20 protein-coding genes are annotated in these 22,146 nt (G+C 64.8%); 8 read left to right on the forward strand and 12 right to left on the reverse strand.

All coding sequences use genetic code 11. The annotated features are described in order from the left end of the window. Positions 1 to 77: 77 nt before the first annotated feature. Positions 78 to 1,127, reverse strand: coding sequence for a bifunctional riboflavin kinase/FAD synthetase (locus tag KDK82_RS02025; RefSeq protein ID WP_034396801.1), 1,050 nt, complete (start codon positions 1,125 to 1,127; stop codon positions 78 to 80). A gap of 157 nt (positions 1,128 to 1,284) precedes the next feature. On the opposite strand from KDK82_RS02025, the gene KDK82_RS02030 reads away from it, so the two are divergent. Continuing rightward, complete coding sequence (locus tag KDK82_RS02030; RefSeq protein ID WP_012207180.1) at positions 1,285 to 1,893, forward strand: HNH endonuclease; 609 nt, start codon at positions 1,285 to 1,287, stop codon at positions 1,891 to 1,893. Positions 1,894 to 1,900: 7 nt separating this feature from the next. On the opposite strand, the gene KDK82_RS02035 is transcribed toward KDK82_RS02030, so the two are convergent. The 3 genes from KDK82_RS02035 to KDK82_RS02045 form a co-directional block, all read right to left on the reverse strand. Continuing rightward, positions 1,901 to 3,220: a tetratricopeptide repeat protein gene (locus KDK82_RS02035; RefSeq protein WP_088163916.1), complete on the reverse strand. Its 1,320-nt coding sequence runs from the start codon at positions 3,218 to 3,220 to the stop codon at positions 1,901 to 1,903. A 113-nt stretch (positions 3,221 to 3,333) separates the two neighbouring features. Continuing rightward, complete coding sequence (locus tag KDK82_RS02040) at positions 3,334 to 5,403, reverse strand: ATP-binding protein (protein ID WP_088163917.1); 2,070 nt, start codon at positions 5,401 to 5,403, stop codon at positions 3,334 to 3,336. After that, positions 5,391 to 7,370, reverse strand: a complete 1,980-nt coding sequence (locus tag KDK82_RS02045) for an ATP-binding protein (RefSeq protein WP_088163918.1) — start codon at positions 7,368 to 7,370, stop codon at positions 5,391 to 5,393. Before KDK82_RS02045 ends, KDK82_RS02040 begins: the two co-directional genes overlap by 13 nt. Before the next feature lie 168 nt (positions 7,371 to 7,538). Between KDK82_RS02045 and KDK82_RS02050 the strand changes: the two genes are divergently transcribed. From KDK82_RS02050 to KDK82_RS02060, 3 genes are all read left to right on the forward strand, one after another. Further along, positions 7,539 to 8,240 (forward strand): response regulator transcription factor, encoded by a 702-nt coding sequence (locus tag KDK82_RS02050; RefSeq protein ID WP_013800907.1) that lies wholly within the window; start codon positions 7,539 to 7,541, stop codon positions 8,238 to 8,240. Between the two features lie 171 nt (positions 8,241 to 8,411). Further along, positions 8,412 to 10,154: an IPTL-CTERM sorting domain-containing protein gene (locus tag KDK82_RS02055; protein WP_088163919.1), complete on the forward strand. Its 1,743-nt coding sequence runs from the start codon at positions 8,412 to 8,414 to the stop codon at positions 10,152 to 10,154. A gap of 123 nt (positions 10,155 to 10,277) precedes the next feature. Beyond that, the gene (locus KDK82_RS02060) at positions 10,278 to 11,225 is read left to right on the forward strand and encodes a bestrophin family protein (protein WP_088163920.1); all 948 of its coding nucleotides are present in this window, start codon (positions 10,278 to 10,280) and stop codon (positions 11,223 to 11,225) included. An 89-nt stretch (positions 11,226 to 11,314) separates the two neighbouring features. Here KDK82_RS02060 and KDK82_RS02065 read toward each other — a convergent pair whose 3' ends face one another. The 3 genes from KDK82_RS02065 to KDK82_RS02075 form a co-directional block, all read right to left on the reverse strand. Then, positions 11,315 to 12,430, reverse strand: a complete 1,116-nt coding sequence (locus KDK82_RS02065; protein WP_088163921.1) for an acyl-CoA dehydrogenase family protein — start codon at positions 12,428 to 12,430, stop codon at positions 11,315 to 11,317. 69 nt (positions 12,431 to 12,499) lie between these two features. Further along, positions 12,500 to 13,681, reverse strand: a complete 1,182-nt coding sequence (locus KDK82_RS02070) for an acyl-CoA dehydrogenase family protein (RefSeq protein ID WP_088163922.1) — start codon at positions 13,679 to 13,681, stop codon at positions 12,500 to 12,502. Positions 13,682 to 13,833: 152 nt separating this feature from the next. Next, positions 13,834 to 14,514: a YceH family protein gene (locus KDK82_RS02075; RefSeq protein WP_043796599.1), complete on the reverse strand. Its 681-nt coding sequence runs from the start codon at positions 14,512 to 14,514 to the stop codon at positions 13,834 to 13,836. Between the two features lie 98 nt (positions 14,515 to 14,612). On the opposite strand from KDK82_RS02075, the gene purN reads away from it, so the two are divergent. Continuing rightward, a complete protein-coding gene (gene purN / locus KDK82_RS02080) occupies positions 14,613 to 15,191 on the forward strand; it encodes a phosphoribosylglycinamide formyltransferase (protein WP_012207170.1) in 579 nt (192 codons plus the stop codon). Positions 15,192 to 15,221: 30 nt separating this feature from the next. On the opposite strand, the gene KDK82_RS02085 is transcribed toward purN, so the two are convergent. Further along, positions 15,222 to 15,494 carry a DUF1653 domain-containing protein gene (locus tag KDK82_RS02085; RefSeq protein ID WP_088163923.1) on the reverse strand — a complete coding sequence of 91 codons (273 nt, stop codon included), beginning with the start codon at positions 15,492 to 15,494 and terminating at the stop codon, positions 15,222 to 15,224. 92 nt (positions 15,495 to 15,586) lie between these two features. Between KDK82_RS02085 and KDK82_RS02090 the strand changes: the two genes are divergently transcribed. Both KDK82_RS02090 and KDK82_RS02095 read left to right on the forward strand, forming a co-directional pair. Continuing rightward, positions 15,587 to 16,915 carry an RsmB/NOP family class I SAM-dependent RNA methyltransferase gene (locus tag KDK82_RS02090; protein WP_088163924.1) on the forward strand — a complete coding sequence of 443 codons (1,329 nt, stop codon included), beginning with the start codon at positions 15,587 to 15,589 and terminating at the stop codon, positions 16,913 to 16,915. Between the two features lie 115 nt (positions 16,916 to 17,030). Beyond that, positions 17,031 to 18,254, forward strand: a complete 1,224-nt coding sequence (locus KDK82_RS02095) for a fatty acid desaturase (RefSeq protein WP_088163925.1) — start codon at positions 17,031 to 17,033, stop codon at positions 18,252 to 18,254. Here KDK82_RS02095 and KDK82_RS02100 read toward each other — a convergent pair. Beyond that, positions 18,229 to 18,597, reverse strand: a complete 369-nt coding sequence (locus KDK82_RS02100; protein WP_088163926.1) for a hypothetical protein — start codon at positions 18,595 to 18,597, stop codon at positions 18,229 to 18,231. The genes KDK82_RS02095 and KDK82_RS02100 overlap by 26 nt on opposite strands. A gap of 212 nt (positions 18,598 to 18,809) precedes the next feature. Between KDK82_RS02100 and KDK82_RS02105 the strand changes: the two genes are divergently transcribed. Then, positions 18,810 to 20,294: a PLP-dependent aminotransferase family protein gene (locus tag KDK82_RS02105; RefSeq protein ID WP_088163927.1), complete on the forward strand. Its 1,485-nt coding sequence runs from the start codon at positions 18,810 to 18,812 to the stop codon at positions 20,292 to 20,294. A gap of 120 nt (positions 20,295 to 20,414) precedes the next feature. Here the strand turns inward: KDK82_RS02105 and rpmG are convergent, their stop codons facing one another. From rpmG to trxB, 3 genes are all read right to left on the reverse strand, one after another. Further along, positions 20,415 to 20,585 carry a 50S ribosomal protein L33 gene (gene rpmG, locus KDK82_RS02110; RefSeq protein WP_012207164.1) on the reverse strand — a complete coding sequence of 57 codons (171 nt, stop codon included), beginning with the start codon at positions 20,583 to 20,585 and terminating at the stop codon, positions 20,415 to 20,417. Positions 20,586 to 20,605: 20 nt separating this feature from the next. Further along, positions 20,606 to 20,839: a 50S ribosomal protein L28 gene (gene rpmB / locus KDK82_RS02115; RefSeq protein ID WP_012207163.1), complete on the reverse strand. Its 234-nt coding sequence runs from the start codon at positions 20,837 to 20,839 to the stop codon at positions 20,606 to 20,608. A 267-nt stretch (positions 20,840 to 21,106) separates the two neighbouring features. Continuing rightward, the gene (gene trxB, locus KDK82_RS02120) at positions 21,107 to 22,060 is read right to left on the reverse strand and encodes a thioredoxin-disulfide reductase (RefSeq protein WP_034396780.1); all 954 of its coding nucleotides are present in this window, start codon (positions 22,058 to 22,060) and stop codon (positions 21,107 to 21,109) included. Positions 22,061 to 22,146 lie beyond the last annotated feature (86 nt).

Consider the following 22,146-nt stretch of genomic DNA (forward strand, 5'->3'; position numbering starts at 1 on the left):
GGACCGTCTGGTCCAGGCACGGAAAAAGGGGAGGGAAGCCTGGTGCGCACCCGCGCCCGGGCAGGTGACGGAGAGCGTCAAATTCGGTCGCGCGTGGTCTGGCGACGGGTCTCGGTGTAGATGGGCGTGTGGATGGTGGCGAAGAACGCGCGCGCGTCATCGCAGTCCTTGGCGATGCCGGCGGTGAGGGCGTCGAGACTGTCGTACTTCAGCTCGTCGTGCAGTTTGTGCAGAAGTTCCACGCGGATGATTTTACCGTAGGCCTCTTCGCCTCCCGGCGCGCCGGGCCAATCGAGGCAGTGGGTTTCCAGCAGGACGCGCCCGCCGTTGACATCCGTCGGGTCCAGAGAAGGGCGCACGCCGAGGTTGGCCACACCGCGCAGCGGTCGTTCATTCAGGCCATGGACCAGCACGGCGAAGATGCCGCTGGCCGCGGGCTTCCAATGGTTGAAGCGCAGGTTCAGCGTGCGAAAGCCGTCGCCCGCGCCTTGGCGGCTCTCGGCCAGGCTGCGGCCCAGCTTGCGGCCGTGCACCACATGGCCGGAGATGGTGTAGGGATGGCCCAGCAGCCGCGCTGCGTCCTGCATGCGCCCCTCGGCCAGGGCTGCGCGCACATGGGTGCTGGACACGCGCAGGCCGTGCACCTCGTAGCTGTTCATGCGGGCCACGTCAAAGCCCTGGCGCTGGCCTGCCGCATCCAGCATGGCGTAGTCGCCCGCACGCTGGGCGCCGAAGCGGAAGTCGTCGCCAACCAGCACGTATTTCGCGCCAAGGCCCGCCACCAGCACTTCGTCGATGAAGGCCTGCGGCGACTGGCTGGCCAGCGTCTGGTTGAAGGGAAGCACCACGGTCTGGTCCACGCCGCAGCGCTCCAGCTCCGACAGCTTGTCGCGCAGCGTGCCTATGCGCGCCGGCGCGATTTCAGGCCGTCCCAGGGTCTGGGCGAAATAGTCGCGCGGATGGGGCTCGAAGGTCAGTACGCAGGTGGGCACGCCGCGCTGTGCAGCTTCGGCCGACAGCAGGGCCAGCATGGCCTGGTGGCCGCGATGGACACCATCGAAATTGCCGATGGTGACGGCACAGGCCGATTCCCGCCCTGGATGGTTGAAGCCTCGAAAAATCTTCATGGGACGCTTTGTTTTCAATAGCGGCTGGCACGCGCGCAGCCAGCGCAGGCTGTCAATCCGACATGGAAACAGAGTATATTGCCTCGATAAGGCCTGCCTTGCAGGCCCTGTGCACTGGCTGCATTCCCGTTCACTTTGGTGTCAGAGGAGGCGTGTCGTGAAGGTCTTGAAGCTGTCGGCCCAAGGGCTGCCCCAATCCTGGATCACGCTGGAGCAGGCGGCGCTGCATTACGCGGCGGACGATGTGCGCTGGGAGTCCGGCGGAGAGGTCGCCTGTTTCCGCGGTGGTCACAATGCCGTCACGGGCTGCCAGTCTGTCATCCACATCAACAGCATCATCGGCACGCGCGGGGCGCCTGCCATCAATCCGCACAGCCTGCAGCCCGGCCTGACCAACGGCAAGCTGTTCGCACGCGACCGCTGCATCTGCGCCTATTGCGGCCGGGTCTTTCATGAAAACGACCTAACGCGCGAGCACATCGTGCCCATCTCCGCAGGGGGAGGCCACCAGTGGATGAACCTGGTGACGGCCTGCCGCTCCTGCAATCACCGCAAGGGTGCCCGCACACCTGAGCAGGCGCGCATGCCGCTGCTCTATACACCCTATATACCCAGCCTCTGGGAAGACTTCATCCTGCGCAACCGGCGGATCCTGGCCGATCAGATGGAGTTTCTGCTGCTGCACGTGCCCCGGAGTTCGCGCTGGGCACGGGACGGCTTCGCCGAGGGCGGTGGTGCGCCCACGCACGAGGTGGCGTGGGCTTGATGGCCCGTCAGGCAGCGGTCTTGGTTGCCGTCACGACAAAGCCCTGAACCGCCTCGCCACGTTCCTGGCGCAGCACCAGTTCTTCCGTCGCCACACTGAAACCGGCTTGCTTGCACAGTGCTTCGACGTGGCTGCGCTTGTGGGCGTACCGCTGGGTCTCGACTGGGAGGACCAAGTCTGGGCCGTCTTCGGCGGCTGTCTCGCAGCTAAATATAAATTCACCGCCGGCCTTCAGAATGCGAGCGGCATTTGGCATGACTGACTGCAGATCGCCGATGTAGATCAGTACATCCAGACAGGTGATGACGTCGTACTCTCCATCTGGAGTGTTCTGTAGCGCATCCATTAGGTTGACGTTGTGAAAACGGTCATAGATACCATGCTTGGCGGCCTGCTCGATCATCTTGAGAGAACTGTCCACACCAATCAGGTAGCCCTCCATCGGGCCTAGATATAGGCCTAGCAGTCCGGTGCCACAGCCCAGATCAAGCAGATTGAAGTCCTTATCTGGGTGACGAGATATCAGTTGGCTGGCGACGAGCTTGGGCACTTGATACCCTAGTTTTCCAACCAGATGCAGGTCAAATTTCTCGGACATTGCATCAAAAATGCCGCGATGTGCTTCCACTGGCTGATGCTGGGGTGTCTCGCCACGGGCCAAGGTTGCGTAGTGTGTCAGCAACGCGTCTTCTGGAAATTTCTCTTGCAAAGCAAGTATGTCTGGTAAGGCAGCGGAAATCTCACCACGTGCCAAGTTCAATTTGACCAAACCAAGTACGTAGGCCGGATTTTCTGGGTTTTCGTTTATCAGAGATTTCCAGATATCAGATGCTTCTGCATAGTCGCCTATGTCTATTAGGTCAGTAGCCAAGTGCTGGCGCAACATTGCATCGCCTGGATAAATTTCAAGGCCGCGGCGCAGGTGCTTGATTGCCATCGTCAGGTTGCCAGCTCGATGGGCGATATCGATCACATTTGCCAATACCTGCGGGTTCTTGGGCTCCAGACGTGCAACCTTCTCGGCTATTTCGATAGCAGGGGTAAATTGGTCTAACCGTGCGCGGTAGAGTGCGTACTCCAGAAGGCCGGGGGGCCACATCGGAGCAAGTTCAATGCAGCGCTCAAATGCTTCCTCGGCCTTCGCATGGTTGCCGGCCCGATCCGCCATAATTCCTGCCAACATGAATACCCGTGCATCGTTGGGCACTTGGCGATGAGCCTTGTTCAGAGTCTGGGCGGCTTTTTGCAGGTCGCCTTTCGCGATTTGCTGGCGAGCCATTTCCAGGTGCTTGCGGTTGATGTCGGCGGGGATGGAAGTAGCGCTCATGGACAGGTGTGTGTTTATGGCCAAGGAGAGGCGGGCGTTGACTGCGGCATGTGCCAGCAGGCCACGCCAGTGGCGAACTTTTCATTATCGTGGATTCTTCGCCCGGCCATGTTTCAAGCCGATGCCTGCAAGGTCTTGGCCTGCGGTGCGGGCAAGGGGCGCGGTGGCAGCGTGAGCGTGAAGCTGGTGCCGCCCTGGGCTGATGGCGCTGCCTGTATGTCGCCGCCATGCAGGCGCGCAATGCGCCGTGCGACCCACAGGCCCAGGCCGAAGCCGCGGGCCTGGTCCGCGCGGTGACCGCGCTCGAAGCGCTCGAAGATGCGTTGTGCCAGCTCGGGTGCAAGACCCGGGCCCTGGTCGCTGACAGTGAGTTCCAGCCGGCCGTGTTCGTCGGTGCGCGCCCGCACGGCGATTTCTCCGGCCTTGGCGTATTTCACCGCGTTGTCCACGAGGTTGGACAGGGCGATGCGGGTGAGCGTGGAGTCGCACTCCCATGTGGCGGGCGCATTGGCACTGTCCAGATTCAGGTGGTGGCGGCGTGACCAGTGCACAAGCTGCACGGCATCATCGACCAGCTCCATGACGGGAGCGCGGTGCAATTGCAGCCGGAATGCGGGAGCATCCAGGCGGTCGCTGATCAGGCAGTTGTCCACCAGGGCCGTCAGGCGCCTGCAGGCGCGGCGGATCTGTGCGGCGCGCTCCAGCTGGGAGTCGATGTCGGGCGAGGGAAAGGACAGCTGCTCGGTGGCCGCGCTGTCCACCACGGCCAGCGGCGTGCGGAATTCATGGTTGACCATGTTGAAGAACTGGCGCTGCTCCAGCCGCAGCGTGCGTTCGCTGTGCAGTGCGGCCTGCAGCGCGTTCTGTGCGCGCAGCAGCTCGGCCGTGCGCAGGCGTACACGCTCTTCCAGCGCATGCTCGGACTTGGCAAGGGACTCGAGCAGCTGTGCCTGGCGTGCCATGGAGTCCCGGAATTTCTGGATCAGACCGGCGCCCACGGCCACGGTGATCACGATGTTGACCAGCAAGGTGTTGAGCTGCCAGAACACGCTGGTTTCTATGGTCGGCAGGCTGGTCAGGCCGACATAGGCCGCCGTCACATACAGGCCCATCAGCCCATACATGGTGCTGGGAACCACCATCAGCACATGGACCAGATTGGCACGCTCGCGCAGCAGATTGCTCCATGCCACCACGGCGAACAGTGCGCTGATGGCCCAGGGCGCGCCAACCCCTATCCAGGCCCAGTCCTGGTAGCGGCCCAGCGGTATGCTGGGCAGGCACAGCAGCGGGATGATTCCCAGGGCGAGCAAGGCCCGATCCATGCGCCGCCAGCGTGTGTCGCGTGTCAGCAGCTCGCGCATCTGCCAGGCCAGGGCGGCGGGCAGCATCAAGGTACCCAGGCTGACACACAGATGGCCCCAGTGCGCGAGATGGTCGGGCAGCCAGATCTGCAGGTACCCCCGGTCGCTGGCGCCGTGGATCAGCACGGCCATGGCGGCCACGGCCATGGCGGCCAGATTGCGCAGGCGCAGGGACAGGGCAGCGCCGATGATGAGCAGGGCCAGCATGAGGTTGATGCCCTGGTGGATTCCCGAGGCCCATTCCACGGCCGAGAACTGTGTCATCAGGCCGCTGCTGCGCCAGAGCGTGGCGTCCAGCTGCATGGGGCTGGAGGTCTGCACGCGCAGGATGAAGGGCTGGCCCGAGTACAGCGGAAACACCAGCTGCCGAACGTGCACGCGCGGTTCGTCGGTGGCTGTATCACCGCTGCTGCGCATGCGCCATGCGCCGTCCACGTGCTGGTAGAGCGCAACGCGGTCCAGGTAACTGGGCAGGATTTCCAGCCACAGCGGATCGTGCTCGGGGTCTGCCTTGCCGGCTGCGATGTGAGGCGCCTGCACCTTGAGCCAATACACATCGCGCGTATAGCCCTTGTTCAGCGGTGTATCGAGCAGGGTGAAGGCCGTATCGGGCAGGGCTGCCACCTGATCGATGGTGAAGTTGCCCTGGGCATCGACGAGCGCCAGCATGGGCAGGTCCGTGCCCAGTTGCAGGCGCTTTGCCGGCAGGGACTGCCAGGCCGGGCTGAGAATGAAGCAGACCACCAGCACCAGCGAAAACACCAGCCAGCCCGGCAGCGCCAGCCGGTTCAGGATACGCAGCAGGTTCAGGATACGCATGGCGAGGCGGGCTGTGTTGCAGCTGTGGCAAGGCCGCTGTCTTCGGGAATGCTGCTGGGCAGCGTCAGCGTGAAGCAGGTGCCGCCGCCCGGGGCTGGCGTGACCTGCACATCGCCGCCATGCATCTGGGCCACGCGCCGGGCCACCCACAGCCCCAGGCCGAAGCCTCGGGTCTGGTCCGAACGCTCTCCGCGCTCGTGCAGCTCGAAGATGCGCTGCGCCAACTCGGGCGCCAGGCCAGGGCCCTCGTCGCTGACGGTGAGTTCCAGCCTGCCCTGTCCGTCCTGGCGGGCGCATACGGCGATTTCTCCGGCCTGGGCGTATTTCACGGCGTTGTCCACGAGGTTGGACAGGGCGATGCGCACCAGGGTGGGATCGCACTCCCAGGAGGCGGGGACGCCCGCAGTCTCCAGCTTCAGATGGTGGCGGCGCGACCAGTGCACGAGCTGCACGGCATCGTCGATCAGGTCCATCACGGGCACCCGGTCGAGCTGCAGCTGGAACGCAGGCGCGTCCAGTCGGTCGCTGACCAGGCAGTTGTCCACCAGGGCCGTGAGGCGCCTGCAGGCGCGGCGAATCTGGGCTGCGCGTTCCAGCTGGGAATCGAGGTCGGTGGACGGAAAAGTCAGTTGCTCGGTGGCCGCGCTGTCCACCACGGCCAGCGGCGTGCGGAATTCATGGTTGACCATGTTGAAGAACTGGCGCTGCTCCAGCCGCAGCGTGCGTTCGCCATGCAAGGCGGCCTGCAGCGCGTTTTGCGCATGCAGCAGCTCCGCCGTGCGTGTGCGCACCCGTCCTTCCAGCGCATGTTCCGACCGGGCCAGCGACTCCACCAGCTGCGCCTGCCTGCCCATGGAGTTTTGGAATTTCTCGACCAGGCTGGCGCCCACGGCAATGATGATGAGGATGTACAGCAGCAGCGATTCCAGCTGCCAGTACATGCCTGCCTCAATGTCGGAAGACACCAGTCCCGTATAGGCCGCAGCCACGTGGATGCCCATGACCGTGTGCAGCGTGTAGGGAATCAGCACCAGCAGGTTGACGATGCTGGGACCCTGGCGGAACAGGTTCTGCCAGGCCACCAGCGCACTCAGCAGACTGGCCATCCAGGGCACGCTGACCCCCAGCCAGGCCCATTGCGTGTAGTGCCCCGTCGGTATGCTGAGTACGGCCAGCAGCGGTGCCACGGTCAGCAGCACCAGCATGCGGTCGATGCGGCGCCAGGCCGTGCCGCGCGTCAAGGTCTCGCGTGCCTGCCAGGCAAAGGCGGCAGGCAGCAGGAAGACGCCCACGCTCACCCAGACATCCGCATGCGGCGCCCAGGGCTCGGGCAGCCACAGCTGGGCATAGCCGCGCACATTGGCGTTGTGGGTCAGCACCACGAAGGCCAGCAATGTCATGGCCATCAGGCTGCGCATGCGCAGGGCCAGGGCCGCGCCCGCGATCAGCAGGGTCAGCACCAGGTTCACACCCTGATGCACACCCGATGCCCACTCGACGCTGGACAACCAGGCCATCAGCCCCGTGCTGCGCCAGACCGTGGCGTACAGCTGCATGGCGCTGCTGGTCTCGATGCGCAGCACAAAGGGCTGGCCAGCGCGCAGTGGAAACACCAGCTGGCGCACATGGATGCGCTGAGCCATGGGCACGGTGTCACCGCTTTCCCTCGCCTGCCACAGGCCGTGCGCCTGCTGGTAGAGCGTGACCCTGTCCAGATAGGTGGGCGTGATCTCCAGCCAAAGCGCATCGTTGTCGGCCAGCCCGCTTGTGGGCGCAAGCGCAGGCGTGGCAACCCTCACCCAGTAAGCATGGCGGGTATAGCCCTCGTTCAGAGGCGTGCGCCGGGTTTCGAAGGCATCATCGGGCAGGGCCGCGACCTGTTCAATGGTCATGCTGCGGCCCGCATCGGCAAGCACCTGCATGGGCAGGTCCTTGCCAAGACGCAGTCCCTTGTCAGGGGGGGGCATGGACGCCGGGCTCAGCACGAAAAATGCAAGTAACCCGAGCGAGACCATGATCCATGCAATAAATGTAAATTTTTGTGTGTTTCTCTGAACTGTGAGCATTCGAGAGTGTTCGTGCATGGCGGCGGACGTTCGCCCCAATGAAAATCCGCGCACCAATAGGCAAACATCATGCAGCAGACACTAGAGCCATCGATCGAGTTCACCGTCGCCGTCGTAGAGGACGATGAGGATATTCGTATCAATGTGTGTCGATTTCTAACAAAGTCTGGCTTGCATGCCTGGGGCACGGATTCTGCAGAAGACTTCTACATAAAGCTACTGCGCGAGAAGGCAGATCTGGTCGTCGTCGACCTGGGCCTGCCCGGCGAGGACGGCCTGAGCCTGGTCAAGCGCCTGGCCGAGCAGGAGATTCCCGTCGTGGTGCTCACTGCACGCGGCGATCTGGACAGCCGCATCGCCGGCCTCAATGCCGGCGCCCTGCAGTACTTCGTCAAGCCCACCGACATGAACGAGCTGGTGGCCGGCATCCGCTCCCAGCTGCGCCGCAACACGGGCCAGCCGGCCCGGGCGGCGGCACCTTTCCTGACCTGGCGCCTTGACCCCCTTTCGGCCTGCATGGTCGCGCCCAACCACCAGATCATTGCCCTGACCAGTCGCGAACTGGAATTGCTCGGCTGCCTGATGGCAACCCCCGGAACCATGGTGGCCAAGCAGACCTTGATCGAGACCATGGGCTATGCCGATGTGGATGACGGCTTCCACCGCATCGAATCGCAGCTGACGCGGCTGCGCCGCAAGACTCTGGATATCTCCGGGCTGGCCCTGCCGGTGAGGGCAGTGTTCGGCCGAGGGCTGGTGTTCGTGCCTTAAGCGCCCGCCACTTTTCTTTCCCTTTCCCCACCTTTTGAACGCGGCTTTCAGAGCCCGCGCAGGGGATCCGTTCGCTCTTTTTTTGAGCGCGGGAAAGCTGCGGGGCTGTCGCCATGTGGGCCATAGAGGTTTTTCAACGGTGCGAAAGCATCAAAAAAAGAGAGGAGCGGTATGACAAGACAGACTATCCGTGCCGAGCGGAGTGCTTTCAAACAGAAGACCGGAACCCAGGCAAGGCGCCTGGCACTGGGAGCTGCGCTGCTTGCAAGCACCGTGGCCCAGGCATCGTTCATCAATGGCGATTTCGAGACGGGGAATCTGAACGGCTGGACGGAGGAGGCTTGGACCAACAATGGCACGGCGGCGACCTTGACGTCCAACCCCGTCAAACTGGCTGACCTGCAGCGTGCGGCTCCGGCGGGAAAGCTGCCGTTGAACTCGGTCGTCACAGCGCCCGAGGCGACGGTCAAGGATCGCCTGTGGGTTTCGGGCAGCTCCGATCTGTTGCTGCCGGTGCGCGGCAGCAACACGGCCCGCATCAACCTGACCGAGACGCATATCCCTCGCAATGTGTCGCCAGAGCCCTCGTTCACCCCGCAGCCGCAGACAGCCAGTGCTATTTCGCAGGAAGTGACGCTGACGGCCGACGACATCGACAAGGACGGAAAGATCCATATCCGTTTCATCGCTGCACCGGTGCTGGATGATCCAGGCAGCGGTCACACGCCTGCTCAGCGTCCGTACTATGCCATTGCATTGGTCAAGACTTTCGATGCACAAACTGCTTCGATAGTGGACAAGGAACTTTTCTTTAAATATCACTATGCGGGCCAACCGGGTGTGGCTTGGAAATCGTTCCAGGATGCGAATGGGCACTCGGAGTTGTTCACCGACCCTCAGGCCTATGACGTGGCGCCTGGCAATGAAGTGCTGCGTGTAGGCGATAAGGTTCGACTGGAAGCGATTGCCGCTGGCTGCAGCCAGAGCGGACACTCGGGCCACCTGTACGTGGACAACTTCACCACCGCCCTGCCCAAGGGGGTATGGATCACGGCGTCGGGACCGGTGAGTGCCCCCAAGAACGATGGCACTGAGATCACCTACACGTACAGCTATACCAACAATGCCAGTACGCCGGTGACCAATGTCGAGGTGACGCCGGCCATGCCGCAAGACAGCACGGGCGTTTCCACCAGCTTTGTCTCTTTGGTCGATGCGAAAAACTATTGCACCGCACCTGTGGGTGGCGTGGGCTCCACGGGGCCTGCAAAGTGCAGCATCCCCAGCCTTGCACCAGGTGAGACCCTGACGTTCAAGATGACGGTCAAGGTTCCGCTGGGCACGCCGGGCGACCAGATCAACAACGGCAACTACACCATTGGTGGCGATGGCGTAGCCACACTCATGGGAGCCATGGTGCAGACCAACCTGCTGGACGCTGCGTCCTCCAGCGACATGACCACGAACCCGAGCGGACTGCCGCCCAAGGGCACGGTGGGCGTGCCTTATCCGCCGACAGCTTCGTTCTCCTGCACCAACCAGGGTGCTGCAACTGCGAACAATGCGATCTGCGGCGTGACCGGCCTGCCCCCGGGTGTTACCGTGGGCCAGTGCAAAGTGAATGGTGTGGACTGGGCCCAGGGCGATGCCGTCGCTGCAGGCGAGACGGTGGTCTGCCCGGTCTCCGGCACGCCGACGGCTCCAGGCACTTCCAACGTACAGGTCACGACGGGCGCGGACAACGACGTGACTCCTGCCAACAACCAAGTGGCGGCGTCTCCTGTGGTGATTGCGTCCCCTGCGGGCCCGGCCTCCATCCCCACGCTCTCCGAATGGGGCCTGATCCTGATGTCCGGCCTGATGGGCATCATGGGCTGGGGCATGGTGCGCCGCCGCCGCGCCAACCCGCTGTGACCGGCAGTCGGTCGTGACACAGGGCGCCCTTCGGGGCGCCTTTTTTTTCATCTGGGCGCGGCCGCAGCCAATTGACTTGCTCAATGTGTGATCGAATAAGGGTTTATACCTAGCGATATCCCCATGATCGTCCGTGATCGCCCCGCCGGCCTCAGGCTGTTTCTGATTTTGCGGGGCTCGGTGCTCCAGCGTATCCAGGTCACGCTGCTCGTGAACATCGTGTTCGCCGCCATCATCACTCTGGTGCATGGCAACCTGTTCGACGTCAAGATCACGGTGACGCCCATCCCTTTCACGCTGATCGGCCTGCCGCTGGCCATCTTCCTGGGCTTTCGCAACAACACCGCCTATGACCGCTACTGGGAAGGCCGCAAGCTCTGGGGTGAGATGGTGATCTGCGCGCGCACGCTGGCGCGCCAGTGCCAGAGCCTGATCGTCATCGACGGCGATCCGGAACCAGCCCGGCGCAGCAGCGATGTGCGCGTGCGCATGGTGCACCGGGCGATCGCCTTCGCGCATCTGCTGCGGACGCAGTTGCGCGGGCTGCACGAGGATGTGGCCGCAGGCCGCTGGCTGGTGGACAAGGAATGGCGCCAGCTCCAGGGCCTGCCGCTGGAGCAGCGCTGCGACGCACTGATGATGTCCATGGGCCGCGATCTGGCGCAGTGCGTGTGCCGTGGCGAGATGGACCCCTGCCTGGCCGCGTCCATGGACAAGACCTTCACGCGCATGACGGCGGCAGCCGCCTCGTGCGAGCGCATTCGCAACACGCCCATGCCGTTCTCCTATGCGCTGCTGCTGCACCGCACAGCCTATATGTACTGCTTTCTGCTGCCGTTCGGCCTGGTGGACACGACCGGGTTCATGACGCCCTTTGTCGTGGCCATCGTGGCCTACACCTTCTATGGGCTCGACGCCCTTGGCGATGAACTCGAAGAGCCCTTTGGCCTGGAGAGCAACGACCTGCCGCTGGACACCATCTGCCGCTCCATCGAGATCAGCCTGGGCTGCACGCTGGGCGAGACGGATCTGCCGGCACCGCTCAGGCCGGAGGGCTACCGGCTGACCTGAGGCGGCGGGCAGACATGGGCAAAGGCCCATGAAAAAGCCCCGCAGTTTTCTGCGGGGCCTGGTGCGGTGCGCTGCGGTGAGGTCAGACCTCAGGCAAACACGCCGGCCGTGTCCTGCATCTTCGCGGAGACGATGCCCAGGTGATGCAGGGTGTCACCGCCCGTCATCTCCATCTGCGTCAGGCGCTTGAAGTAGTGGCTGCCCGCGTACTCGTCGGTCACGCCGATGCCGCCGTGCAGCTGGACCGACTGCTGGCCGACAAAACGCAGCGACTGGCCCAGCTGGACCTTGGCGCGCGCGATGGCCACGTGGCGCTCGGCATCGGCCGCGCTCATCTTGAGGCTGGCGTAATAGCTCATGGAGCGGGCCAGCTCCAGCTGCATCTTCATGTCGGCCACGCGGTGGCGCAGGGCCTGGAAGCTGGCGATCACCGTGTTGAACTGCTTGCGCTGGTTCATGTACTCGGTGGTTAGCTTCAGGGTCTGCTCCATGGCGCCCACGCCTTCGGCGCACAGCGCGGCGTTGGCGGCGTCCTGGGCCAGCGTGAGAGCGGCCAGGCCATCGGCCGTCACCAGCGTGGCGGGGGCCGCCTGGCAGCGCAGCTCGGCGGCGCGGCTGCCGTCCTGGGTGCGGTAGCCCTGGGTGCTGACGCCGCTGGCGCTGCGTTCCACCAGGAAGAGGGCGATCTTGCCGTCCAGCTGGGCCGGCACCAGAAAGGCATCGGCCGCATCGCCTGCGGGCACCACGCTCTTGGTGGCGTCCACCGTGTAGCCGCTGCCGCTTTTGCTGGCCTTGGCGGCGCAGACATCGAGGCGGTAGCGGGCCTGGCGCTCCTGGTGTGCCAGCACGACCAAGGCCTCGCCGCTGGCCACGCGCGGCAGCCACTGGCCGGCCAGGGTGGCGTCGGCATGTTTGCCGAGCACGCCGGCTGCCACAAAGGCCTGCGCCAGCGGCTCCATCACCAGGCCGCGGCCCAACTCCTCCATCACCACCATCACGTCGGTGGCGCCCAGGCCCAGGCCGCCGTGCTCCTCGGGCACGGTCAAGGCCGTCAGGCCCAGTTCGGCGAGCTCGCCCCAGACCTCGCGCGAAAAACCGCCCGCCTCGACGATGGAGCGGCGGCGCTCGAAGGTATAGCCCTTGTCCACCCAGCGGCGCACGGCGTCGCGCAGTTGCTGCTGGTCATCCGAAAAATCAAAGTCCATTTTCTGTCTCCCGAAGCTGATCGAAGCGCGTCCGGCGCACTTCTGGGTTCAGCGAAACTCCAGCCAAAATCAGCCCAGCACCGTCTGCGCGACGATGTTTCTTTGCACCTCGTTGGAGCCGCCGTAGATCGTCGTCTTGCGCATGTTGAAGTACGTCGATGCCAGCGGCGCGTTGTCCACCACGCCGCCGGGGAAGTCGCCCTGCCAGCCGGCTTCCATGGCCTCTTCGATGAAGGGCAGGCTGAAGGGGCCGGCAGCCTGCATCATCAACTCGGAGTAGCGCTGCTGGATCTCGCTGCCCTTGATCTTGAGCAGGCCGGCGATGTCCAGCGGGTTCTTGCCCGATTTCTCGGCCGACAGCACGCGCAGCACCAGCATTTCCAGCGCGACCACTTCGACTTCGAGCTTGGCGATCTCATCACGGAAACGCTGGTCCTCATAGACGCCTTCGGCCTTGGCGATGCGCTTGAGGCGCTCCAGCTCGCGCTTGGCGCGGTTCACGTCGGCGATGTTGGTGCGCTCGTGGCTCAACAGGTGCTTGGCGTAGGTCCAGCCCTTGTTTTCCTCGCCGATCAGGTTCTCGGCCGGCACTTCCACGTTGTCGAAGAAGACCTCGTTGACCTCGCACTCGCCATCAAGCAGCTTGATGGGGCGCACGGTCACGCCGGGGCTCTTCATGTCCACCAGCAGGAAGCTGATGCCGGTCTGGGGCTTGCCCTCATTGCTGGTGCGCACCAGGCAGAAGATCCACTCGCCGTACTGGCCCAGCGTGGTCCAGGTCTTCTGGCCGTTGACGATGTACTTGTCGCCCACGCGCTCGGCACGGGTCTTGAGGCTGGCTAGGTCCGATCCCGAGCCCGGCTCCGAGTAGCCCTGGCTCCACCAGACCTCGCCGCTGGCAATGCCGGGCAGAAAGCGCTGCTGCTGCTCGGGCGAGCCGTAGGCCATGATCACGGGCGCCACCATCACGGGGCCGAAGGGAATGATGCGCGGGGCGCAGGCCAGGGCGCATTCCTCCTCGAACAGATGCTTTTGCACGGCGCTCCAGCCGGGGCCGCCGAACTGCTTGGGCCAGCCGTAACCCAGCCAGCCTTTCTTGCCAAGAATCTTGGCCCAGTTCTGCAGGTCGTCGCGCGTCAGGCGCAGCGAATGGCGCACCTTGTGCGCGATGTCCTGGGGCAGGTTGGCCCGCACCCAGGCGCGGACTTCCTCGCGAAAGGACTGTTCTTCAGGGGTAAATGCCAGGTCCATGGACTGTGTCTCCTTCAATCCCGGCTTTTGTAGCACGCACGTTCTTTTTTGGACTGTCCAGGGCGTGACAACCTATGGCAATCCCTGATGCAACAAGCCCCGGCGGCGGGGCCGTCCGGGGCTTGCTGCTGGGGCTGCCTGAGCGCAGGCGTTCAGCTGGATTGGCCGGGCTCCTCCAGCCCCAGCTGTGCATAGACATGCGCAAGACGTGCCTGCAATTGCTGTACCTGGGCTTCGAGATCGACCACGCGCTGGGCCAGGGCATCGCCCCGTGCGCCTGCTGCAGCGGGGGGCTGGGCCATGGCGTTCACGTCCACGGGGCCGCACAGCAGATGGGCCCAGCGCTGCTCGCGTGCGCCAGGCGCGCGTGGGAGCAGCACGACCAGCGGGCCGCCTTTTTCCTCGCTGCGTTCGCGCAGCTCTTCCAGGAAGGCTTCGACCGATGAGATGTCGGCGAAGCGGTGCCAGCGCTCGGAGTTGATGCGCAGCTCGCCCGCCGTCTGCGGGCCGCGCAGCATCAGCAGGGACAGCAGCACGGCGCTCTGGTCGGGCACCCCCACGCCGCGCGGGAAGTTGTGCTCCCAGCGCGTGGCGCGCGCGCTGCTGATCTGTACGGACATGGTGCGCAGGCGCAGGCTGTCCAGCGCTTCCTGGGCCTCGCCTTCGCTGACTTCCATCACCGGATCACGGCTGCTTTTCTGGTTGCAGCCCGTGACCAGTGCGTTGAGCGTGAGCGGATAGCTGTCGGGCACGGTGCGCGCCTTCTCCATCAGGGTGGCCAGCACGCGGGCTTCGACAGCGGTCAGGGGGGTGGAGCGGGGATCGAATGGCATGGGGGTCTGGACGGAAGAGGTGACAAGGCCCGGCAGGGCCATGGGCCTTGCCGGGGCTGGCGCAGGCCGCGCGGCCTGCGGTGCGACAATCGCCGCCCATGAAAAATATCGTGATCCTGATCTCGGGCGGCGGCTCGAACATGGCTGCCATTGTGCGTGCTTCGCAGCAACAGGACTGGGCGCGGCGTTACGGCGCCCGCGTGGCCGCCGTGGTCAGCAACAAGGCCGAGGCCTCGGGCCTTGTTTTCGCGCGCGAGCAAGGCATTGCCACCGAGGTGCTGGACCACCGCCCGTTTCCCAGCCGCGAGGCCTTTGATGCCGAGCTGGCCCAGGTGATCGACCGCCACGCGCCTTCGCTGATCGTGCTGGCCGGCTTCATGCGCATCCTCACGCCGGGCTTCGTGGCGCATTACGAGGGGCGCATGATCAACATCCACCCCTCGCTGCTGCCCGCCTTCACGGGTCTGCACACGCACCAGCGGGCGATCGATGCAGGCTGCCGCTTTGCCGGCTGCACCGTGCACCGCGTTACGGCCGAGCTGGATGTGGGCCCCATCCTGGAGCAGGCCGTGGTGCCCGTGCTGCCCGGCGACACGGCGCAGGCGCTGGCCGCTCGCGTGCTGGTGCAGGAGCACCTCATCTACCCGCGCGCCGTGGCGCAATTGATGCGGGGCTGATGTGGGCCTAGTGCCTTTTCAAAGGCCTTTTCACAGGCCCTCGCTCTGAAAGGCCTGCTGCTCCGGCTCTGGGCAGCGTGCAAAGCGGGGCTGCTCCACGTCGTCGATGATCACGGTTTCATTGAACATGGCGGCAGGCCGCACCCACAGGCCGCGCTCGCCATAGAGCGCGCGATACAGCGTCATGGACTCGCGAGTTTCGCTGTGGCGCACGGTGGCGAGCACTTCGTAGAGGGCGCCCTTGTAGTGGCGGTACAGGCCCGGGGGCGTGGCAATCAGAGGGGGCAGGTCGTCATCGGTCATGGGGCGCCATGGTAGCTGTGCCAGCCCGGCGTTGCTTCGGGTTCCGACCTGTGGCCCTCTCGGATTTGCAAGGCAGTGGGACAATTGCGCCCATGCATCCCAAACAGCTTCTCGACGCCTGCGCCGAACTGGTCAAGCGCACCCTGACTTTCGAACACCCGGCCGACGCCGTGGTGTCACGCTTTTTCCGTGAAAACCGCAACCTGGGCCCGCGCGAGCGTGCCGCGTTGGCCGAAACCGCCTACACCGTGCTGCGCAAGAAGCTGCTTTTTGAGAGCCTGGCACGTTCTGGCAGCGGCTCGCGCGAGCGCAGGCTGGCCATCCTGGGTTTTACCCATAGCCAGGAAGCCCTGGCCCGCGTGGCCGGCAAGTCCGAGCAGGGTGTCAAGGAGGCGCTCGGCTTTGCGCGCGCGGCGCTGTCCCCTCAGGAACTGCAATGGCTGGACGCCTGCGATGCCGTGCGCCCCGATGAGCTGATGGAGCCGCACCGCCACAACCTGCCCGAGTGGCTGGTCGCACCGCTCAAGCAGCAGCTGGGCGAAGATTTCTGGGCCTTTGCCCAGAGCATGGAGCAGGCCGCACCGCTGGATCTGCGCGTCAATGCGCTGAACGCCAAGCGCGCCGATGTGCAAAAGGAACTGGCCGATGCCGGCATCGCCGCCGAAGCCACGCCGTACTCGCCCTGGGGCCTGCGCGTGCAGGGCAAGCCTGCGCTGGCCCGGCTGGACGCCTTCACGCGCGGCGCCATCGAGGTGCAGGATGAAGGCTCCCAACTGCTGGCGCTGATGCTGGACGCCAAGCGCGGCGAAATGGTGGTCGATTTCTGCGCCGGCGCAGGCGGCAAGACCCTGGCCATTGGCGCCTCCATGCGCAGCACGGGGCGCCTGTACGCCTTCGATGTGTCCGGCCACCGGCTCGAAGCCCTGAAGCCGCGCCTGGCGCGCTCGGGCCTGTCGAATGTGCACCCCGCGGCCATCGCCCATGAGCGCGACGACCGCGTCAAGCGCCTGGCCGGAAAGATCGACCGCGTGCTGGTCGATGCGCCCTGCTCGGGCCTGGGCACGCTGCGCCGCAATCCCGACCTCAAGTGGCGCCAGTCGGCCAAGGCCATCGAGGAGCTCACGCAAAAGCAGGCGGCCATCCTGGCCAGTGCAGCGCGCCTGGTCAAGCCGGGTGGGCGCCTGGTGTATGCCACCTGTTCGGTCCTGCCCCAGGAAAATGAAGCCATTGCCGAAGCCTTTGCAGCGGAGCACTCTGACTTCGTGGCCATGGATGCCGGCGAACTGCTGGCCCAGCTCAAGGTGGAGCAGGGCGATGCGCTGTGCAGCGGCGGCGAGACCGGCACGCAGTACCTGCGCCTGTGGCCGCAGCGCCATGAGACGGATGGCTTTTTTGCCGCCGTTTGGACCCGGAAGCCGTAACTTGCAGACGCAATAAGCTGTAAATCGCAGGAGATTGCCGAATGCCTTTGTGGGCGCATCGCCTAAAATTGAGGCATCGGTGCCACTGGGCGCCGCCTTGCCAAAGGCTTCGGTTATGTCGCTGGATTTCGGATCGGTTTGGAACCTCGCCGTGGATTGGATGGCCCATGGCCTGTGGCAGCTGTCGTGGTGGCAGCTGCTGCTGTACGCCCTGGTCACCACCCACATCACCATTGCGGGCGTCACCATTTTCCTGCACCGCTGCCAGGCCCACCGCTCGCTGGACCTGGGGCCAGTTCCTTCGCACTTCTTCCGTTTCTGGCTGTGGCTGGGCACGGGCATGGTCACCAGGGAGTGGGTGGCCATCCACCGCAAGCACCACGCCAAGTGCGAAACCGAGGACGACCCCCACAGCCCGCAGACACGTGGCCTGGACACCGTGATGCGCCAGGGTGCGGAGCTGTACCGCGAAGAGGCGGCGAACGCCGAGACACTCAGTAAGTTCGGCCACGGCACGCCCGACGACTGGATCGAGCGCCATCTCTACAGCCGGCATTCGATCTGGGGCCCTTCGCTGATGCTGATCATCAATGTGCTGCTGTTCGGTGCCATCGGGCTGACGATCTGGGCCGTGCAGATGGCCTGGATTCCGTTCTGGGCTGCCGGCGTGGTCAACGGCCTGGGCCATTTCTGGGGCTACCGCAACTTCGAAGCCCAGGATGCCAGCACCAACCTCGTGCCCTGGGGCCTGATCATTGGCGGCGAGGAACTGCACAACAACCACCATACCTACCCGACCTCGGCGAAGTTCTCGGTCAAGCGCTATGAGTTTGACGTGGGCTGGGTCTACATCAACGCCATGCAGAAGCTGGGTTGGGCCAAGGTCAAGAAGACGGCGCCTCGGCTGGTCATGGGCGCCGTCAAGCCCGTGGCCGACGAAAAGACTCTGGAGGCCGTGATCGCCAACCGCTACGAGGTCATGGCCCGCTATGCGCGCGGCGTGCGCGCCGCCGTGCAGATCGAGCTCGATGCGCTCAAGCAGCGCAAGGCCCGGCAGGCCGACCTGTCCCTGCTCAAGACGGCGCGCCGCTGGCTGCACCGCGATGCCGACAAGGTGCCCGCCCAGGCGCAGGGGCAACTGGCCCAGGCACGCGCAGCCCACCCCGTGCTCGACCAGATGCTGGTCATGCGCGAGGAGCTGCGCCAGCTGTGGCTGAACACCTCGCTGTCGCGCGAGCAACTGACGGCCCATCTGCAGGCCTGGTGCCATCGCGCCGAGGCCAGCGGCATTGCCGCGCTCAAGGAGTTTTCCGTCAAGCTGCGCGCTGCCCACGCCTGAGGCCGCGAAGCCAGCCGGCAACCGACCATGCCCGGGGCCGCATCCCCTCTTCGGAGGCGATGCGGCTTTTTGCTGTGGGGCTCTGCCGCAGTTCCAGGCTTGCCATGGCCTGGGACAAGGAGCGGACCCGTATCTGCAGATCGGCGCCCGCACGCCAGCCCTGGCCCGGCTGCAGCCTGAGGGCCGGCGCGGGCACCCCATCCGCCCAGGCCTGTTGCGGGGCGGTGATTTCCAGCGGGCCGTTGCGGCAGAACAGTTCACTGCCCTCCAGCACATGCAGGTGAAGATCGTGGCCGGGGGCAAGATGGCGCAGTTCGAAGGAGCGGGTGTCGGCGTTGTGCATGGTCTGTGTCCTGTGATTCCAGGCCCTCAAGCGTAGGCAGGCGGCCTTCATCGGCACAGGCACAGCCCGCGGCTTGTTGCATCGCAGCAGTGCAGATGGTGGTGGATCTGTTCTGCTTTGTGGTCGATGGATCTGTATCTGTTGCGTAACAGCGCCTTGCGGCAAGATCGCGGGCAAGTCCTCTCGTCCCCGATTCGTTCTCGACCTGTTCCATGACCCTTGCTAGCGCCTCTCCGACCCTGTACCGCCGCCTGGCGGCCGACTACAGCCTGGCCATGGAACTGGGCACGCTCAAGGCGGGCGAGCGCATGCCTTCCGTGCGCGAGCTGATGCGCCGCCATGAGGTCAGCCTGTCCACGGCGCTGCAGACGCTGCGGCATCTGGAAGACTTGGGCCAGCTCGAAGCCCGCCCGCGCGTGGGCTACTTTGTGCGCGATGCCCGGCCTGCAGGCCTGGCGCCTGCCAGCGAGCCGGATTTGAGCCAGCCTGTGCAGCCTTTGCCGCAGCAGCACTTTGCAGGCATCAATGAGCACATATCGCTGATGCTGGAGCGCGGCCGCCAGGCCGACGTGCGCGTGGACCTGGGCGGTGCCACGCCGCCGCCCGAACTGTTCGATCGCGGCTACCTGAACCAGACCGCCGCCCGGCTGCTGCGCGAGCAGCCCGACCTGCTGGTGCTGGGGCGCTCCATGATGGGCAGCCACCCCGATTTCCAGCGCGCCATGGCGCGGCGCGCGCTGGCGGCGGGCATCCATGTGGCACCGGCCGATGTGCTGGCGACCACGGGCAATTCCGAGGCCGTGAGCCTGGCGCTGGCCGCCGTGGCCTCGCCCGGCGACGTGGTGGCCGTGGAGTCGCCGACCTACTACGGCCTGCTGCAGGTGGTGGAGTCCTTGCAGATGCAGGCGCTGGAGATTCCCTGCAGCCCGCGCACCGGCCTGTCCATCGAGGCGCTGGAGCTGGCCCTGCAGACCCAGCCGCGCCTGAAGGCCGTGGTGGTCGTACCCGAGCTGCAGATGCCGCTGGGTACGCGCATTCCCGATGAGCACAAGGCCAGGCTGGTCGATCTGTGCGGCGCCCACGGCGTGGCATTGATCGAGGACGACTCCTATGGACTGTTCGTGGAAAGCAGCCAGCCCGTGCGCCCCGTCAAGGCCTGGGATCGCCTGCCGGGCCATGTCATCTATTGCGAGGCCTTCAACAAGAGCATGGCGCCGGGCCTGCGCCAGGGCTGGATGAACGCTGGCCAGTGGCATGGCCGGGTGCAGATGCTCAAGTTCGCGCGCAGCCGGGGCACCCAGACCCTTGCCCAGTTGCTGGCGGCCGCCTGCGTGGGCTCGCCCGCGCATCTGCGCAATCTGCAGCGCCTCAAGCAGCAGTTGCGGCGCCAGCGTGAAGGCATGGCGCAGCTGGTGGCGCGGTTTTTCCCGCTGGGCACGCGGCTGAGCCTGCCGCCCGGCGGGCTCAGCCTGTGGCTGGAGTTTCCGGCTGGCGTGTCCACGTCCGCGCTGTTCACGCAGGCGCTGGCGCGCGGCATCCGCACGGCGCCGGGCAGCATGTTCTCGAACTCGGGGCGCTACGAGCACTGCATGCGCCTGGGCTGCACCCTGCCGGTGGATGCCGTGATCGAGCAGGCCTGCCGCGAGCTGGGTGCCATGGCCTGTGCGCAGCTGGGTCAGCCGGCGCGCAGTGGGTGACAGGCGAAAAACAGACGAAAAACAGACGGAAAGCGAGCACAAAGCCAACACAAAGCGGACGCAAAAAAACCGCCGGGCTTGCGCCGGGCGGTTTTTTGTCGGTACCGGGAACAGGCTGAATTACTTCAGCTTGATTTCCTTGTACGTGACGTGCTTGCGAGCCTTGGGATCAAACTTCATGATCGCCATCTTCTCGGGCATTGTCTTCTTGTTCTTGGTCGTGGTGTAGAAGTGGCCGGTTCCTGCAGTGGATTCCAGCTTGATCTTTTCGCGTCCGCCTTTAGCAGCCATGGTGTTTCTCCTTGAGGGATTTAGGCTTGGCCACGGGCACGCAGGTCTGCGAGCACGGAGTCGATACCGTTCTTGTCGATCAGGCGCAGAGCAGCGCTGGAAACGCGCAGGCGCACCCAACGGTTTTCGCTCTCAACCCAGAAACGGCGGTATTGCAGGTTGGGCAGGAAACGACGCTTGGTCTTGTTGTTGGCGTGGGAAACGTTGTTTCCCACCATGGGCTTCTTGCCCGTTACTTCACATACGCGTGCCATGAGGACACTCCGATAGTTGTACAGCCGCCGACGCTGATGCCCTGCATTTGCTGCATGGCTTGCCGGCAACCTCACCTCGCCATAAAGGGTGGCGGTAACCCCATGCTGAAAGTGTCCTGGCCATGCAAGCAAGGCGCGCTTCAAATTCAGCAAAGCCACGGATTATAGCGCCTCCATCAGAAAAGCCCCTGGGCCAGCCAAACACGGCTGCAGCCAGGGGCTTTTGCCGCCCTGCGGGAGAGCAGGGCGGGCGGGGTGGCGTCCTGCTTATTCCTGTTCGAGGAAGCGCTGGGCGTCCAGCGCGGCCATGCAGCCCGTGCCTGCGCTGGTGATGGCCTGGCGGTAGACATGGTCCTGCACGTCGCCGGCCGCGAACACGCCGGGCACGCTGGTCTGCGTGGCAAAGCCCTTGAGGCCGCCCTGGGTGATGATGTAGCCGGTCTCGTCCATCTCCAGGTGGCCCTTGAAGATCTCGGTGTTGGGCGCATGGCCGATGGCAATGAAGCAGCCCTGCAGCTGGATGTCCTCGGCATGGCCGTCCTGGGTGCTCTTGATGCGGATGCCGGTCACGCCGGACTGGTCGCCCAGCACCTCTTCGAGCACGAAGTGGGTCTTGAGCTCGATCTTGCCGGCCCGGACCTTGTCCATGAGCTTGTCCACGAGGATGGGCTCGGCCTTGAACTTGTCGCGGCGGTGCACCAGGGTGACCTTGCTGGCGATGTTGGACAGGTACAGGGCTTCCTCGACGGCCGTGTTGCCGCCGCCGACCACGCACACGGGCTGCTCACGGTAGAAGAAACCGTCGCAGGTGGCGCAGCCGGAGACGCCGCGGCCCATGAAGGCCTCTTCGGAGGGCAGGCCCAGGTACTTGGCCGAGGCGCCGGTGGCGATGATCAGGCTGTCGCAGGTATAGGTGCCGGAGTCGCCGGTCAGCGTGAAGGGGCGCTTGGAGAAATCGACGCTGTGGATGTGGTCGAACACCACCTGGGTCTTGAAGCGCTCTGCGTGCTCCAGAAAACGCTGCATCAGCTCGGGGCCCTGCACGCCGTTCACGTCTGCAGGCCAGTTGTCCACCTCGGTCGTCGTCATCAGCTGGCCGCCCTGGGCCATGCCGGTCACCAGCAGCGGGTTGAGGTTGGCGCGCGCGGCATAGATGGCGGCCGTGTAGCCGGCAGGGCCGGAGCCGAGGATCAGGACTTTGGCGTGTTGGGTAGAAGACATGGATGCAGTTCTTGAAAAAGGCGCACGCCGGCAGTCGGCGTGCAGAAAAAAAGATACATCGGGAACAGCTGTGGAGTATCGCTCCG

It is taken from the genome of Delftia sp. K82, assembly GCF_002193035.1.
In the GTDB taxonomy this organism is placed as follows: Bacteria; Pseudomonadota; Gammaproteobacteria; order Burkholderiales; family Burkholderiaceae_C; genus Comamonas; species Comamonas acidovorans.